The organism is Mesorhizobium loti (assembly GCA_014189435.1).
Taxonomy (GTDB): domain Bacteria; phylum Pseudomonadota; class Alphaproteobacteria; order Rhizobiales; family Rhizobiaceae; genus Mesorhizobium; species Mesorhizobium loti_G.
On the sequence record CP050293.1, the window covers coordinates 5909289 to 5924179 of the forward strand.

Consider the following 14891-nt stretch of genomic DNA (forward strand, 5'->3'; position numbering starts at 1 on the left):
CGGCGCGCTTTAGGGCATTATACGCACATGAACAGGATCGACCGTCTCAGGGCCATGACGCCCTATGAAACAGACTACGCCCAGTGGTGCGCCGAACAGGGCGCGTTGCTGCGCGAGGGTCGCGTCTCCGATCTCGACCGCGAGAATCTTGCCGAGGAGATAGAAAGCTTGGGGAGGAGCGACCGAAGAGAAATCCGCAGCCGGATGCGGGTGCTGATTGCACATCTCCTGAAATGGGAGTTCCAGCCGGGCCATAGATGCCACAGCTGGCAGTCGTCGATTTCCGAACAGCGTGTCTGGATCGAAGGCATAGTCAAGGATAGTCCCAGTCTTCGTCGATATCCCGCTCAGATCTTTGATGAGGCCTACAAGGACGCCTTGCCTGTTGCGATACAGGAGACGGGCTTGCGGAAATCGCAATTTCCAAGCGAACCGCCGTTTACAGCCAAGCAGGTGCTCGATGGACGATTTTGGCCTGGCGGTCCGCTTTCGATGGACGATTTTCTGCGAGACTAGCAATCTATGAATGCCGAGCGCGCGCTCCACCACCACCTTGCTTGTTGAGGCCCATGGCCACCGAAATCGCCTCTCCCCACGACATCTTTCCGCATATCCGCATCGTCATGGGCATGGTGATCGGGCTTGGCGTCGCTCGCCTGCTGTCGGGGGTGGCGCGCATCGTCCAGCATCCCGGCCAGTACCGGCTCTATCCCGTGCATCTGGCCTGGGTCGCCTCGGTGCTTTTGATGCTGGTGCATTTCTGGTGGTGGGAGTTCGGCCTCTACGCCATCGAGACCTGGACCTTCGGCAAGTACCTGTTCATCATCTTCTACGCGATCACGCTGTTCCTGCTGTGCGCACTGCTGTTTCCGGATTCGATGCTGGACTACACCAGCTACGAGGATTTCTTCTATTCGCGCCGGGCCTGGTTCTTCGGCCTGCTGGCGGCGACCTACCTGCTCGACGTGATCGACACGCTGCTGAAAGGGCCGGAGCATTTCGCCCGCTTCGGCAACGAGTATCTGTTCCGCACGCCGGTCTTCGTCACGCTCTGCATCGTCGCGATCCTGGTGCGTGATCGCCGCTTCCACATCGCCTTTGTCACGGCGGCGCTCATCTATCAGATATCGTTCATCCTGCGGCTCTTCGACACCATCGTCTGAGCGAACGCGATGGTCTAGCTTGTTCGAGAAAGGCAGGTTTTGCATGTACAAGGCCGTTGGATCGCGCGGATCCCGGGTCAGCCGCGTTCTCTGGATGCTCGAGGAACTCGGGCAGCCCTATGAATTCGTAGAGGTCAAGCTGCGCTCACCGGAAGCCTACGCACTCAACCCTTCGGGCAAGGTGCCGATCCTGATCGATGGCGAGCTGACGGTGACGGATTCGGCGGCGATCTGCGTCTATCTCGCCGACAAGCACGCGGACAAGGGCATGGGCGCCAATCCGGGCGTTGCCGGCCGGGCCGAGATGGATTCCTGGATGCATTTTGCGCAGAGCGAGTTTGAAGCGCCGCTGTGGAACAAGCTGCGCCATCGATTCCTCCTACCAAAGGAAATTCGGGTCGATGTCGGCCCGGCGGCTGCCTACGATTTTGCCTCGGAACTGAAGGCGCTGGAGCGGCGGCTGGGCGACCGGCCCTTCGCGCTGGGTGACCGGTTCTCGGCTGTCGATGTGCTGCTTGGCGACATGGGTGGTTGGGCACGTGCAGGCCGGTTTCCGATCGGGTCCGAACGCGTCAACGCCTATTTCGACCGCGTGCTGGCGCGGCCGGCGCGTGCGCGGGCACAAGCTAATGGGGGATCCATGAAATGAAGCTCAACCTCAACACCGACTTCACCAAATTCCCGCGCGCCATCTCGGTGCTGCCTGCTGGCAGTGCGGGAGCCACAGCGCCATCCGGCCGGGCAGTGCTCGCCCATGACGAGCGGCATCTGCGCCGCCGGGCCATCGAACTTGCCGACGGCAGCAAGGTGCTGGTCGACCTTCCCGAACCCGTGGCCCTGAACGACGGCGACCGGCTGGTGCTGGAGGATGGCGGCCATATCGAGATCATCGCGGCGCCGGAAGAGGTCTATGACATCCGCGCCCGCGACGGCGTGCATCTGGCCGAACTCGCATGGCACATCGGCAACCGTCATCTCGCGGCAAGCATCGAGGCCGGGCGCATCCTCATCCTGCGCGACCATGTCATCAAGGCGATGCTGGAGGGGCTCGGCGCCACGGTGCGTGACGTCTCCGAGCCGTTCAAGCCGGTGCGCGGCGCCTATTCCGGCGGGCATGATCACGGCCATGTGCATAGCCACGCGGAAGCGCATTCTCACTCTCACGGCGAGTCGCATTCCCATTCCCATAGTCATGCTGGCCACCATCACGACCATGACTGACCAGCCTTCGAACATCGCCCTGCTGCGGCTGATGGCGTGGCTGTCGCCGGCCTTTCCCGTCGGCGGCTTTTCCTACAGCCATGGTCTCGAACGCGTGGTGCATGACGGGCTGGTTGCCGACGGCGAGAGCCTCGTTGGCTGGCTGGAAACGCTGGTCGAGATGGGCTCGGGCTGGAACGATGCGGTGCTGTTTGCAGAAAGCTGGCGCCGGGCACGCGGCACTGGCGATCTCCATGACATAGCCGCACTCGCCGAAGCGCTGGCCGGTTCGCGCGAACGGCACACCGAGACCATGCTGCAAGGTGTTGCCTTCCTCAAAGCGGTGGCGGCCTGGCCCAACCCGGTGCTGGAGCGCCTGCCTGCCGAATGCGCCTATTGCGTCGCCGTCGGTGCCATTGCCGGCGGCAATTCAATTGCGCTTCAGGATGCGCTGTCCGCCTTCCTGCAGACCTTCTTCTCCAACCTCGCCCAGGCGGCGATCCGCCTTGGCATCGTTGGCCAGAGCGGCGCCACCGTGTTGTTAGCCGGCTTCGAGCCGCTGGCCCTGGCGACCGCAGCCCGCGCCGCGCGCTCGACACTGGATGATCTCGGTGGCTGCGCCTTTGTTTCCGATGTCATGGCGATGAAACACGAAACCCAGTATTCGCGATTGTTCCGCTCATGATCCTTCTCGCCTTCGCGCTATCCCTTGTCCTGCTTCTGATCACCGCGCTGCATGTCTATTGGGGAATTGGCGGCATCTGGCCGGGCAAGGATGCGGCATCCTGCGCCCGCGCCGTGGTCGGCTTTCGCGGCGTCGACGAGATGCCGACGCCGTTCGCCAGTTTCGCCGTTGCCGCGTGCCTGTGCCTGGCGACGCTCTGGCCGCTGGCGCTCGAAGGCGTCTTTGCCTCGCCCTTTCCCAGGGAGGGTCTCGCCGCCACGTCGTTGCTCATCGGGCTGGTGTTCCTGGGGCGCGGCATTGCCGGCTTCACGCCATGGTGGCGGCGGCTGGCGCCGGAACAGCCTTTCGCGCGGCTCGACCTGCGCTACTATTCGCCGCTCTGCCTGTTGATCGGGCTCGGCTTTGCTATCCTCGCCATCACGGAGTTTCCCGCATGACACAGACAAATGGCCCGCTGCGCGTCGGCATTGGCGGTCCGGTCGGCTCGGGCAAGACGACGCTGACCGAAAAGCTTTGCAAGGCGCTGCGCGACGAATTCTCGATCGCCGTCGTCACCAACGACATCTACACCAAGGAAGACGCCATGATGCTGGCGCGGCTGCAAGCGCTGCCCGAGGACCGCATCATGGGTGTCGAGACCGGCGGCTGCCCGCACACCGCGATCCGCGAGGACGCCTCGATCAATCTGCAGGCGATCGCCGAGATGAACAGAAAATTCCCCGATCTCGACATTGTCTTCATCGAATCCGGCGGCGACAACCTCGCCGCCACCTTCTCGCCTGATCTCGCCGACCTAACGCTCTATGTCATCTCGGTCTGCCAGGGCGAAGAAATCCCCCGCAAGGGCGGACCCGCGATCACCCGCTCCGACTTCCTCATCATCAACAAGAGCGACCTCGCTCCTTACGTGAACGTCAATCTCGATGTGATGGAGAGTGATGCCGGTCGCATGCGCGGCAAGCGGCCGTTCGGCTTCACCGACCTGTCGCGCGGCAAGGGACTGCAGGAGGTGATCGATTTCATCGTCGAGCATGGTGGCTTGCGAGCCGGCACTGCTGCCGCCAGCACGGCAGCCTGAGATAGCCGTCCCTGCACCAACCAAAACCGGTTGCGGGCATGGGCTGGTCACGGCATTCTTGCCGAAACCGGAGGATTTTCGATGAGCATTGCCCGCCTGCAAAAGGAAACGCTGACCAACCTGCCCTTCTATGAGGAGCGCGTCGATCTCGCCTGTGCCTTTCGCTGGACGGCGCGGCTCAACATGCACGAGGCGGTGGCCAATCATTTTTCGCTGGCCGTCAACGATGACGGCACGCAGTTCCTGATGAACCCCAACCAGGTGCATTTCTCGCGCATCAAGGCGAGCGACCTTTTGATGATCGACGCCAACGATCCCGACACGCTCTCAGGCCCCAACGCGCCGGACCCGACGGCGTGGGGCCTGCACGGGGCCATCCATCGCAATGTGCGCCATGCGCGCTGCGTCATGCATGTGCATTCGATCCACGCCACGGTGCTGGCGTCGCTCGCGGACTCGACATTGCCGCCGATCGACCAGAATTCGGCGATGTTCTTCAACCGCCATGTCGTCGACGCGCATTATGGCGGGCTGGCTTTCGAGGAAGAGGGCGAGCGCTGCTCGCAGCTTCTCGTCGATCCCAAGGTCAAGGTGATGGTGATGGGCAATCACGGCGTGCTGGTCATCGGCGATACGGTCGCCGATGCCTTCAACCGCATGTTCTATTTCGAGCGCGCCGCCGAGACCTACATCAAGGCGCTGTGGACCGGCCGGCCACTGCGGACGCTGTCGGATGCTATCGCCGAGAAGGCGGCAAGCGAGATGGACGACTATCCCGGCCAGGCCGAACGCCATCTCAGCGAACTGAAGGCGATCCTCGACGAGCAGGAGCCGGTTTACCGGAATTAAAGACCGAGTTCGGCGCGCAATTCCTCGGCGCTGTTGACGACGATAGCACCGGGTGGTCCTTCCATCGGCTTCTCCGGCCAGAAGATCGTCTTCATGCCCGCCGCCAACCCAGCCATGGCGCCCGGCCAGCTGTCGTCGATCGCCACCGCCTGCGCGGGGTCGACATCGGCCAGATACGCGGCGCGCAGGAAGGGCTCGGCGTGCGGCTTGCCTTCGCGCACGTCGTTGCGGCTGATCGTCTTCATGCCGGGGTAGGTCAGGCCGACCATGCTCAGATTGGCGTCGACGATCATCCGGTCCGAATTCGACACCACCGCTTGCGCAACGCCTCTCGCCCGCAACTCGTTGAAGATCTCGATCGCGCCGGGACGCGGCTGCAAGCGCTCGACCAGCGGCAGATAGTGCTCGTATTTGCGCACGATCCAGTCGTCGAAAGGCAGATCCAGGCCGAATTCGTCGCGCATCATCTCGTAGACCGGCCAGGCCGCGACGCCGAGCACGCGCTCATGCAGATCATCGGGCGGCACGAGGCCGACATTGCGCATCGCGGCCACCAGGGCTGCCTCGTGCAGCGGTTCGCTGTCGACCAGCGTGCCGTCCATATCCCAGAAAACCGCTTTCGGTGTCATGCAGCGCTCCTTTTTGCGATCCCTTAAAGGGTTTGCGCCGGGAGATAAACCTTCGGGACCGAAGAACGTGCCGCCTGTCGGGACCGCAACCGCGCTTCTTTACCTGACACCGACATCGTGGGAGAAGAAAACTTGGCCCCGCTTGCGCCGGCGGGTGCAAGCAATTGCCCTGGAGATTGACAATTGCGCAGCGGGCCGTTCCCTGCGAAAGTGAGCGTGGGCCGCTCTCATGACCGGCGGTTTCGGGAGGCAGCACGTGAATACCCGGCAGGATGGTGGCAGCAACAGGCTGGACGACGCGGCGCGCGCCGGCTGGCTTTATTATGTTGCCGGCAACACACAGGACCAGATTGCCGCCACGCTCGGCATCTCCCGGCAGACGGCGCAGCGGCTGGTGTCGCTGGCGGTGTCCGAGGGCTTGATCAAGGTTCGCGTCGATCATCCGATCGCCAACTGCCTTGATCTGGCGGCGCGGCTGAAATCGCGCTTCGCGCTTGATCTGGTCGAGGTGGTGCCGAGCGATCCCAATTCGTCCTCCACAACCATCGGCATCGCCGAGGCGGCTGCCGCCGAGATCGAGCGGCGGCTGCGGTCGCCGACCCCGATCGTCATGGCGATCGGTACCGGGCGCACGCTGAAGGCGGCGATCGAACAGTTGCCGCCGATGGAATGCCCGCAACACAAGGTGGTGTCGTTGACCGGCAACATCTCGCCGGACGGCTCGGCCGCCTTCTACAACGTCATCTTCACCATGGCCGACAGGGTCAAGGCGCGGTCCTTCCCGATGCCGCTGCCGGTCATCGCCTCTTCGCCGGAGGAGCGTGAGATGCTGCTCAACCAGCCGATGATCCAGCCGACGCTGGCGCTGGCGGCGGAGGCCGATGTCACCTTCATCGGCATTGGCGATCTCGGCCCGAAGGCGCCGCTCTACGAGGACGGCTTCATTTCGGAAAGCGAACTGAAGGCTTTGCAGAAGGCCGGCGGCATCGCCGAGATTGTCGGCTGGGTGTTCGACCGCGAAGGCCGCATGATCGAGGGCATCACCAACGACCGGGTGTCGTCGGCTTCGCTGCCGTCGCGCGAAAAATCGCTGGTCATCGCATTGGCGATGGGCGAACGAAAGCTGCCGGGCATACTGGCGGCCGCCAACCGGCGGCTGATCAATGGTCTCATCACCGATGAACGGACCGCCACCGCCCTGCTGGCCAGCATCTGACCTGGAACTTGTGGATTTGCGATAAAGGTCAACTGGGCTGATAACATCGGACGGGCTATTCGTGCCGCCCGAATGGGTCGTTGCCATCGAGGAAGCCGAGATCGCGCTGCAGATGCGGCGACAGGTCCCTGACGTCCAGATGTGCCCTCCTTTTTATTGCGAACCAGCCAAATCCGTCCGTCAGCCACGAAATCCAGCGATGATCCGGGGTTGGAGTGCATTTTTGCTGCGCCATGGTCATGATCGTCAACCTCCGCTATCCTGAACCCGAATGATGGGCTGATGCTGTATGTCGGTCTTGCCGGCCGCCTTCGCCAATCGAACATCTGTTATGACCCATAAGGAGGCCTTATGCCGGACCTCAGCTCGCGACAGGTTTCGCAACTCCCGCCGCTGCAGGCGATCAGGGTGTTCGACGCTGTGGCGCGGCATCTTTCCTTCACCAAGGCCGCCGGCGAACTCGCCATGACGCAGGCGGCGGTCAGCTATCAGATCAAGGTGCTGGAAGAGCGTGTCGGCGCACCGCTGTTCCTGCGCCGGCCGCGCCAGATCGTGTTGACCGAGGCCGGGCAGCGTCTGGCGCCCGCTGTCGGCGAGGCCTTTGCCATTCTTGGCCAGGCCTATGCCGCGGTGCGTGGCGGCGCCGACGGCTTGCTGTGTGTCACCACGGTGCTGACCTTTGCCTCGAACTGGCTGGCACACCGGCTGGGATCGTTCCAGATCGCCCATCCCGCACTTGCCGTGCGGCTCGAGACGTCGAGCCGCCTGACAGACTTTGCCCGCGAGGATACCGACATCGCCATCCGCTCGGGCGGCGGCAAATGGCCGGGCCTGGAAGCGTACAAGCTGCTCGATGCCGACTTCACGCCGATGCTGAGCCCGAAGCTCGCGGCAAGCATCGGCGGCGTCAACGAACCGGCCGATCTCTTGCGGCTGCCGATCCTCGATCCCGGCGACATCTGGTGGACGGAGTGGTTCTCGGCGGCCGGCGTGCACTCGCACGATCTTGCCAGACGACCCGGCAGCAGCATGGGCGCGCAGGCCTATGAGGCCAATGCGGCAATCGCCGGCCATGGCGTGGCGATCCTGACCAGGGCGCTGTTCAAGGCGGAGCTCGCCGACGGCCGCCTGGTGCAGCCTTTCGATCTGGTCGGCGACGACGGCCACGCCTATTGGCTGGTCTATCCCCAGGCGCGCCGCACCGTGCCGAAGATCCGCGCCTTCCGTGACTGGCTGCTGGCCGAGATCGCCTGCTGACGGCAAGCCGTCCAGCAACCGCATTCGATACCGCAAGCCCCCTGTCCTCTCGCCTGGATATCCGGCGACGGGCGAGGCTGGTCTTCGCAATCTCCACATGCCCGTTGTCCATCAGCGTTGCCGAGTGCTGCGCTGCAGCATCGAATCCGACTTGACATAATTCAAGCCAAGTGAGTAATTGCCCAAAGCCAAGGCAAATGCTCATCTTGGTTCAAGGGAGGAATTTGATGAAACTTCGCACGCTCACCCTGGGCTTGTTGTCGGCCAGCGCGCTTGCGTTCGCCGCTCATGCCGAATCCATCACCATCGCCACCGTCAACAATGCCGATATGGTCCGCATGCAGACGCTGACGGAGGACTTCACCAAGGCGAACCCCGACATCACGCTCAACTGGGTCACGCTCGAAGAGAACGTGCTGCGCGAGCGCGTCACCACCGACATCGCCACCAAGGGCGGCCAGTATGACGTGATGACCATCGGCACCTATGAAGTTCCGATCTGGGCCAAGCAGAGCTGGCTGCTGCCGCTCGACAAGCTCGGCGACGATTACGACGCCAAGGACATCCTGCCGGCCATCGCAGGCGGCCTTTCGGTCGACGGCAAGCTCTATGCCGCGCCCTTCTACGGCGAGAGCTCCTTCGTCATGTACCGCAAGGACCTGATGGACAAGGCCGGGCTGAAGATGCCCGATGCGCCGACCTGGGACTTCATCAAGCAGGCCGCCGACAAGATGACCGACCGCGCCAATGGCGTGAACGGTGTCTGCCTGCGCGGCAAGGCCGGCTGGGGTGAAAACATGGCCTTCCTCACCGCCATGTCGAACTCCTTCGGCGCCCGCTGGTTCGATGAGAACTGGAAGCCGCAGTTCGACCAGCCCGAATGGAAGAGCACGCTGCAGTTCTATGTCGACCTGATGAAGGCCGACGGCCCCGAGGGCGCCTCGTCCAACGGCTTCAACGAAAACCTGGCGCTGTTCCAGCAGGGCAAGTGCGGCATGTGGATCGATGCCACGGTCGCCGCATCCATGGTCTCCGACCCGAAGAGCTCGAAGGTTGCCGACAAGGTTGGCTATGCGCTGGCGCCTGACAACGGTCTCGGCAAGCGCGGCAACTGGCTGTGGGCATGGTCGCTGGCCATTCCGGCCGGTACGCAGAAGACCGACGCGGCCGAGAAGTTCGTCGCCTGGGCAACCAGCAAGCATTACTCCGAGCTCGTCGCTTCCAAGCTAGGCTGGGCCAGCGCTCCTCCGGGAACGCGCACCTCGCTCTATGCCAATGCCGAGTACCAGAAGGCGGCTCCGTTCGCCAAGATGACGCTCGACTCCATCAATGCCGCCGATCCGACGCATCCGACCGTCAAGCCGGTGCCCTATGTCGGCGTCCAGTTCGTCGCCATCCCTGAATTCCAGGGCCTTGGCACCACCGTCGGCCAGCTCTTCTCGGCGGCTCTTGCCGGCCAGTCGAGCGTCGACGATGCCCTGAAGCAGGCCCAGGACGCTGCCACCGCGGCAATGACCGAAGGCGGATACATCAAGTAAGGCTCCTCCCGGTGCCGAATGCCGGTCGCCTCCTTGACCGGCAACGGCCGCCCGAGTTCCCAGTTCGGGCGGCCGCTTTTAACGCCTTTTGAAAATTCAGTCTGACCATTGAAGGGTGACCGTCATGGCTACTCAGCAGACCCGTTCGCTTGCCCGCTTCATGATGGCACCATCTGTCGTGCTGCTGTTCGTCTGGATGATTGTGCCGCTGGTCATCACCATCTGGTTCTCCTTCCAGCAGTACAATCCGCTCAATCCGATCCGAGACGGCTTCGTCGGCTTCTCGAACTACGCGCTGTTCTATTCCAACCCGGCCTTCCTGCAATCGATCCTCAACACGCTCACCTTGGTGGTCAGCGTGCTTCTGATCACGGTGATCGGCGGCATCATGCTGGCGCTTCTGATCGATCAGCCGATGTGGGGCCAGGGGATCGTGCGCATCCTCGTCATCTCACCGTTCTTCGTCATGCCGCCGGTGGCAGCATTGGTCTGGAAGAACATGATCATGCACCCGCAATACGGAGTATTTGCCGACATAGCGCGCTTCTTCGGGGCCCAGCCGATCGACTGGTTCGGGCAGCACCCGATGATGGCGATCATCATCATCGTCGCCTGGCAATGGCTGCCTTTCGCCACGCTCATCCTCTTGACCGCGCTGCAGTCGCTCGACGGTGAGCAGAAGGAGGCCGCCGAGATGGACGGCGCCGGCTTCGTCAGCCGCTTCATCTATCTGACGCTGCCGCACATGTCGCGCGCCATCACCGTCGTCATCCTGATCCAGACGATCTTCCTTTTGTCGGTCTATGCCGAGATCCTCGTCACCACCAATGGCGGTCCGGGATACGCCTCCACCAACCTGCCCTTCCTCGTCTACCAGAAGGCCTTGCTGGAGTTCAAAATCGGCCAGGCATCCGCCGGCGGCGTCATCGCTGTCATTCTCGCCAACATCGTTGCCTTCTTCGCCATGCGCGCCGTCGGCAAGAACCTGGACAAGTAAGGGAGGATACGATGGCACGTGCAGTCACCACCCAGCACAAGACAATCGCGACCGTTGCCGCCTGGATCGTCGCGCTGCTGATCTTCTTCCCGATCTTCTATACGATCATCACCTCGTTCAAGTCGGAGCAGGAGGCCATCCAGGGCTTCAACCTGATCCCGTCGGGGACGTTTGAGAGCTATACCGAGGTTCAGGCGCAGAGCGGCTATTTCAAGTTCTTCTTCAACTCGGTGCTGCTCTCGGTCGGCTCGACCATCCTGGCCCTGCTGGTCGCCATACCGGCTGCATGGTCGATGGCGTTCGCGCCGACCAAGAGGACCAAGGACATATTGATGTGGATGCTGTCCACCAAGATGATGCCAGCGGTCGCCGTGCTGTTCCCGATCTACCTGATCTTCCGCGACCTTGGACTGCTCGACAGCCGCATCGGCCTGATGGTCATGCTGATGCTGATCAATCTGCCGATCGTGGTGTGGATGCTCTACACCTACTTCCGCGAAATACCGGGCGAGATTCTGGAAGCGGCGCGCATGGACGGTGCTTCGCTGTGGAACGAGATCGTCTATGTGCTGACGCCCATGGCGGTGCCGGGCATCGCCTCGACGATGCTGCTCAACATCATCCTGGCCTGGAACGAGGCGTTCTGGACGATCCGGCTGACGACCACGGAAGCAGCACCCTTGACCGCCTTCATCAGCTCGTTCTCCAGCCCGCAAGGCCTGTTCTGGGCCAAGCTTTCGGCCGCCTCGACACTGGCCATCGGGCCGATCCTGATCATGGGCTGGTTCAGCCAGAAGCAGCTGGTGCGCGGCCTGACATTCGGTGCGGTGAAGTAAGACCCCCGCAAGCAACAGACGCCGGACAATAACCCCTCGGGGAGGAAACCATGGGAAACATCACGCTCAAGAACGTCTCCAAATCCTTCGGAACGACGTCCATTATCCCCGGCCTCGACCTGGTGATCGAGAATGGCGAGTTCGTCGTCTTTGTCGGCCCGTCGGGTTGCGGCAAGTCGACATTGCTGCGGCTGATCGCCGGCCTGGAGGACACCAGCGGCGGCACCATCAACATCGATGGCCGCGACGTCACCGGCGAGGCGCCGGCCAAGCGCAAGCTGGCCATGGTGTTCCAGTCTTACGCGCTCTATCCGCACATGACGGTTGGAAAGAACATCGCCTTCCCGCTCAAGATGGCGGGCGAGGACCAGGCCACCATCGACAGGAAGGTCAAGGATGCGGCGCGCATCCTCAATCTGACCAACTACCTCGAACGCAAGCCCGGCCAGCTCTCCGGCGGCCAGCGCCAACGCGTCGCCATCGGCCGCGCCATCGTGCGCCAGCCCTCGGCCTTCCTGTTCGACGAGCCGCTGTCCAATCTCGACGCGGCACTGCGCGGCACCATGCGGCTGGAAATCAGCGAGCTGCACCATCAGCTCAAGACGACCATGATCTATGTCACCCACGACCAGGTCGAAGCCATGACCATGGCCGACAAGATCGTCGTGCTGAATGCCGGCAACATCGAGCAGGTCGGCTCGCCGATGGAACTCTACAAGACGCCGAAGAACCTGTTCGTCGCCGGCTTCATCGGCTCGCCGAAGATGAACCTGATCGAAGGCGCGCCGGCTGCCAAATACGGCGCCAAGACCATCGGCATCCGCCCCGAGCACCTGGAGATCTCGACCACGGCGGGCGAATGGAAGGCCACCGTCGGCGTCGCCGAGCATCTCGGCTCCGACACCTTCCTGCATGTCCAGGCCGATGGCGTCGGTCCGCTGACGGTGCGTGCCGACGGCGAACTCGCCGTCCGTCACGGCGACACCATCTATCTGACGCCCGACAAGGCCAAGCTGCATCGCTTCGGCGCCGACGGGAAGGCGATGTGAGCATGCGACTGGCCGGCAAATCCGCGCTGATCACGGGTTCGGCCCGTGGCATCGGCAGGGCCTTCGCCGAAGCCTATGCCGGCGAAGGCGCCACCGTCGCCATCGCCGACATCAATCTCGAGGCGGCGCAGAAGACGGCCGCCGAGATCGGCGGTAAGGCCTATGCGGTCAAACTCGACGTCACCGACCTCGCCTCGATCGAGGCGGCGGTGAAAGCCGTGGAGGCGAAGACCGGCGGTCTGGATGTCCTGATCAACAACGCCGCTCTGTTCGACCTGGCACCGATCGTCGAGATCACCAAGGCAAGCTACGACAAATTGTTTTCCGTCAATGTCGCCGGCACGCTGTTCATGCTGCAGGCAGCCGCCCGCTCGATGATCGCCGCTGGCCGGGGCGGCCGGATCATCAACATGGCGAGCCAGGCCGGGCGGCGCGGCGAGGCGCTGGTCGGCGTCTATTGCGCCACCAAGGCTGCCGTCATCTCGCTGACCCAGTCGGCTGGGCTCGACCTGATCAAGCACCGTATCAACGTCAACGCGATTGCGCCTGGCGTCGTCGACGGCGAGCACTGGGATCATGTCGACGCACTGTTCGCCAAATATGAAAACCGGCCGAAGGGCGAGAAGAAGAGACTGGTTGGCGAGGCGGTGCCCTATGGCCGCATGGGTACGGCGCACGATCTGACCGGCATGGCGGTTTTTCTGGCCAGCAGCGACGCCGAATACATCGTCGCCCAGACCTACAATGTCGATGGCGGCCAGTGGATGAGTTGAGGGCGGGGGACGGCCTCTGCTCCTCGTACCTTCGCGGGGAGCAGAGGCCGACATCAGAGGCCCCTTATCCTCTCCGCGTGAAGACGGGGAGAGGGCGTAACGAAGGCCGAAGCCCGGCCAAAGGGTAAAACAGATGACCGTGAAACTCTCGTCTTCAAACCTCTCCAGGCTGCCCCCCGAGGTCGCCGGTCCGAAGTATGACCGCGCCGCACTCAAGGCCGGGATCGTGCATTTCGGCGTCGGCAATTTCCATCGCTCGCATCAGGCCGTCTATCTCGACGATTTGTTCAATGCGGGCATCGGCCATGACTGGGCGCTGATCGGCGCCGGCGTGTTCGACGGCGAAAAGATCGGCCGCGCCAAACTGGAAGAGCAGGACTGGCTGACCACGGTGGTCGAGCAGGATAGCGGCCATATGAGCGCCCGTGTGACCGGCGCCATGATCGACTTCCTGATGCCGGGCGATGCGGCCGGCATCATCGAACGGCTTGCCGACCCGGCGATCAAGATCGTGTCGCTGACCATCACCGAAGGCGGTTATTTCATCGACCCGGCGTCGGGCGTGTTCAACCCGACCCATCCCGACATCGTTGCCGACGCCCAACCGGGTGCCACACCGAAGACCGTGTTCGGCATCATCCTTGCCGGGCTGGTGCGCCGCCGCGACGAGGGCACGGTGCCGTTCACCGTGATGTCGTGCGACAACATTCCTCACAATGGCCATGTCACCTCCGACGGCGTCATTGGGCTGGCGCGTCTGATCGATGAGGATCTGGCGAACTGGGTCAGCGAGCATGTCGCCTTTCCCAACGGCATGGTCGACCGCATCACGCCGGCCACCACCGACCGTGAACGCGGCATCCTGGCCAAGGATTTCGGCCTCGAGGACAACTGGCCGGTGTTCTGCGAGCCGTTCCGGCAATGGGTGCTGGAAGACCATTTCACCGATGGCCGGCCACCGCTGGAAAAGGTCGGCGTGCAGTTCGTCAAGGACGTTGCGCCCTATGAATTGATGAAGATCCGCATCCTCAATGGCGGCCATGCCACCATCGCCTATCCGGCCGGCCTGATGGACATTCATTTCGTCCATGAGGCGATGCAGGAGCCGCTGGTGAGCGGTTTTCTGGCCAAGCTCGAGCGGGATGAAATCATTCCGACCGTGCCGCCGGTGCCGGACACGGTTCTGGAAGACTATTACCAGCTCATCGAGAGCCGCTTCTCCAATCCCAAGATCGGCGACACGGTGCGCCGGCTCTGCCTCGACGGTTCTAACCGCCAGCCGAAATTCATCATCCCGACCATCGCCGACCGGCTGAAGGCCGGAAAAGGCGTCGCCGGCCTGGCGCTGGAATCGGCATTGTGGTGCCGCTATTGCTTCGGCACGACGGACAGCCGCGCCGTCATCGAGCCCAACGACCCGAGCTGGGACCGGCTGCAGGCAACGGCAAAGGCGGCAAAGGATGCGCCGGCCGCCTGGCTTGCCATGGAGGACATCTATGGCGATGTCGGCCGCGCGACGGCGTTTGTCGAGGCCTTCGCCCATGCGCTCAACGTGCTGTGGGCGAACGGCGCGCGCGCCACGCTGACGCGCTACCTCGCCGGCAAGCTCTAAGAGCCATTC

General features: G+C 63.1%; 18 protein-coding genes. 16 read left to right on the top strand and 2 right to left on the bottom strand.

The features are described 5' to 3' along the window. The first annotated feature begins 27 nt into the window (after positions 1-27). From HB777_28250 to HB777_28285, 8 genes are all read left to right on the top strand, one after another. Positions 28-516 (top strand): DUF29 domain-containing protein, encoded by a 489-nt coding sequence (locus HB777_28250; GenBank protein ID QND67439.1) that lies wholly within the window; start codon positions 28-30, stop codon positions 514-516. 53 nt (positions 517-569) lie between these two features. Next, a complete protein-coding gene (locus HB777_28255) occupies positions 570-1163 on the top strand; it encodes a hypothetical protein (GenBank protein QND67440.1) in 594 nt (197 codons plus the stop codon). Positions 1164-1206: 43 nt separating this feature from the next. Next, positions 1207-1812 carry a glutathione S-transferase family protein gene (locus tag HB777_28260; protein QND67441.1) on the top strand — a complete coding sequence of 202 codons (606 nt, stop codon included), beginning with the start codon at positions 1207-1209 and terminating at the stop codon, positions 1810-1812. Next, entirely contained in the window at positions 1809-2384 is a 576-nt protein-coding gene (locus HB777_28265) for an urease accessory protein UreE (protein ID QND67442.1), read from the top strand. Before HB777_28260 ends, HB777_28265 begins: the two co-directional genes overlap by 4 nt. Next, the gene (locus tag HB777_28270; protein QND67443.1) at positions 2377-3048 is read left to right on the top strand and encodes an urease accessory protein UreF; all 672 of its coding nucleotides are present in this window, start codon (positions 2377-2379) and stop codon (positions 3046-3048) included. The genes HB777_28265 and HB777_28270 overlap by 8 nt, the downstream gene beginning before the upstream one ends. Beyond that, on the top strand, positions 3045-3485 hold the full coding sequence (locus tag HB777_28275; protein ID QND67444.1) for a DUF3995 domain-containing protein: 441 nt from the start codon (positions 3045-3047) through the stop codon (positions 3483-3485). Before HB777_28270 ends, HB777_28275 begins: the two co-directional genes overlap by 4 nt. Continuing rightward, positions 3482-4126 (top strand): urease accessory protein UreG, encoded by a 645-nt coding sequence (ureG, locus tag HB777_28280; protein QND67445.1) that lies wholly within the window; start codon positions 3482-3484, stop codon positions 4124-4126. The genes HB777_28275 and ureG overlap by 4 nt, the downstream gene beginning before the upstream one ends. A gap of 81 nt (positions 4127-4207) precedes the next feature. After that, entirely contained in the window at positions 4208-4975 is a 768-nt protein-coding gene (locus HB777_28285; protein QND67446.1) for a hypothetical protein, read from the top strand. Here the strand turns inward: HB777_28285 and HB777_28290 are convergent. Beyond that, on the bottom strand, positions 4972-5604 hold the full coding sequence (locus tag HB777_28290) for an HAD family phosphatase (GenBank protein QND67447.1): 633 nt from the start codon (positions 5602-5604) through the stop codon (positions 4972-4974). The genes HB777_28285 and HB777_28290 overlap by 4 nt on opposite strands. A 256-nt stretch (positions 5605-5860) precedes the next feature. Here HB777_28290 and HB777_28295 point away from each other — a divergent pair, with 256 nt between their 5' ends. After that, positions 5861-6820, top strand: coding sequence for a sugar-binding transcriptional regulator (locus HB777_28295; GenBank protein QND67448.1), 960 nt, complete (start codon positions 5861-5863; stop codon positions 6818-6820). A gap of 55 nt (positions 6821-6875) precedes the next feature. Here the strand turns inward: HB777_28295 and HB777_28300 are convergent, their stop codons facing one another. Then, positions 6876-7061 (bottom strand): hypothetical protein, encoded by a 186-nt coding sequence (locus HB777_28300; GenBank protein QND67449.1) that lies wholly within the window; start codon positions 7059-7061, stop codon positions 6876-6878. A 110-nt stretch (positions 7062-7171) separates the two neighbouring features. Here HB777_28300 and gcvA point away from each other — a divergent pair, with 110 nt between their 5' ends. From gcvA to HB777_28335, 7 genes are all read left to right on the top strand, one after another. Next, positions 7172-8077, top strand: a complete 906-nt coding sequence (gcvA, locus tag HB777_28305; GenBank protein QND67450.1) for a transcriptional regulator GcvA — start codon at positions 7172-7174, stop codon at positions 8075-8077. Positions 8078-8304: 227 nt separating this feature from the next. Beyond that, entirely contained in the window at positions 8305-9615 is a 1311-nt protein-coding gene (locus HB777_28310; GenBank protein ID QND67451.1) for a sugar ABC transporter substrate-binding protein, read from the top strand. 124 nt (positions 9616-9739) lie between these two features. Continuing rightward, positions 9740-10612: a sugar ABC transporter permease gene (locus HB777_28315; GenBank protein ID QND67452.1), complete on the top strand. Its 873-nt coding sequence runs from the start codon at positions 9740-9742 to the stop codon at positions 10610-10612. A gap of 11 nt (positions 10613-10623) precedes the next feature. Further along, complete coding sequence (locus tag HB777_28320; GenBank protein ID QND67453.1) at positions 10624-11448, top strand: carbohydrate ABC transporter permease; 825 nt, start codon at positions 10624-10626, stop codon at positions 11446-11448. A gap of 50 nt (positions 11449-11498) precedes the next feature. Continuing rightward, positions 11499-12497, top strand: a complete 999-nt coding sequence (locus HB777_28325; protein ID QND67454.1) for an ABC transporter ATP-binding protein — start codon at positions 11499-11501, stop codon at positions 12495-12497. A gap of 2 nt (positions 12498-12499) precedes the next feature. Then, complete coding sequence (locus tag HB777_28330) at positions 12500-13270, top strand: L-iditol 2-dehydrogenase (GenBank protein ID QND68933.1); 771 nt, start codon at positions 12500-12502, stop codon at positions 13268-13270. 133 nt (positions 13271-13403) lie between these two features. Beyond that, complete coding sequence (locus HB777_28335; GenBank protein ID QND67455.1) at positions 13404-14882, top strand: mannitol dehydrogenase family protein; 1479 nt, start codon at positions 13404-13406, stop codon at positions 14880-14882. Positions 14883-14891 lie beyond the last annotated feature (9 nt).

What these genes read in the sequence shown, in the direction of transcription:
- HB777_28290 (QND67447.1), bottom strand. Translation starts at nt 5,604, where the DNA reads ATGACACCGAAAGCGGTTTTCTGGGATATGGACGGCACGCTGGTCGAC.
- gcvA (QND67450.1), top strand. Translation starts at nt 7,172, where the DNA reads ATGCCGGACCTCAGCTCGCGACAGGTTTCGCAACTCCCGCCGCTGCAG.
- HB777_28315 (QND67452.1), top strand. Translation starts at nt 9,740, where the DNA reads ATGGCTACTCAGCAGACCCGTTCGCTTGCCCGCTTCATGATGGCACCA.
- HB777_28335 (QND67455.1), top strand. Translation starts at nt 13,404, where the DNA reads ATGACCGTGAAACTCTCGTCTTCAAACCTCTCCAGGCTGCCCCCCGAG.
- HB777_28310 (QND67451.1), top strand. Translation starts at nt 8,305, where the DNA reads ATGAAACTTCGCACGCTCACCCTGGGCTTGTTGTCGGCCAGCGCGCTT.
- HB777_28255 (QND67440.1), top strand. Translation starts at nt 570, where the DNA reads ATGGCCACCGAAATCGCCTCTCCCCACGACATCTTTCCGCATATCCGC.
- HB777_28265 (QND67442.1), top strand. Translation starts at nt 1,809, where the DNA reads ATGAAGCTCAACCTCAACACCGACTTCACCAAATTCCCGCGCGCCATC.
- HB777_28285 (QND67446.1), top strand. Translation starts at nt 4,208, where the DNA reads ATGAGCATTGCCCGCCTGCAAAAGGAAACGCTGACCAACCTGCCCTTC.
- HB777_28325 (QND67454.1), top strand. Translation starts at nt 11,499, where the DNA reads ATGGGAAACATCACGCTCAAGAACGTCTCCAAATCCTTCGGAACGACG.
- HB777_28270 (QND67443.1), top strand. Translation starts at nt 2,377, where the DNA reads ATGACTGACCAGCCTTCGAACATCGCCCTGCTGCGGCTGATGGCGTGG.
- ureG (QND67445.1), top strand. Translation starts at nt 3,482, where the DNA reads ATGACACAGACAAATGGCCCGCTGCGCGTCGGCATTGGCGGTCCGGTC.
- HB777_28275 (QND67444.1), top strand. Translation starts at nt 3,045, where the DNA reads ATGATCCTTCTCGCCTTCGCGCTATCCCTTGTCCTGCTTCTGATCACC.
- HB777_28300 (QND67449.1), bottom strand. Translation starts at nt 7,061, where the DNA reads ATGACCATGGCGCAGCAAAAATGCACTCCAACCCCGGATCATCGCTGG.
- HB777_28330 (QND68933.1), top strand. Translation starts at nt 12,500, where the DNA reads ATGCGACTGGCCGGCAAATCCGCGCTGATCACGGGTTCGGCCCGTGGC.
- HB777_28260 (QND67441.1), top strand. Translation starts at nt 1,207, where the DNA reads ATGTACAAGGCCGTTGGATCGCGCGGATCCCGGGTCAGCCGCGTTCTC.
- HB777_28250 (QND67439.1), top strand. Translation starts at nt 28, where the DNA reads ATGAACAGGATCGACCGTCTCAGGGCCATGACGCCCTATGAAACAGAC.
- HB777_28320 (QND67453.1), top strand. Translation starts at nt 10,624, where the DNA reads ATGGCACGTGCAGTCACCACCCAGCACAAGACAATCGCGACCGTTGCC.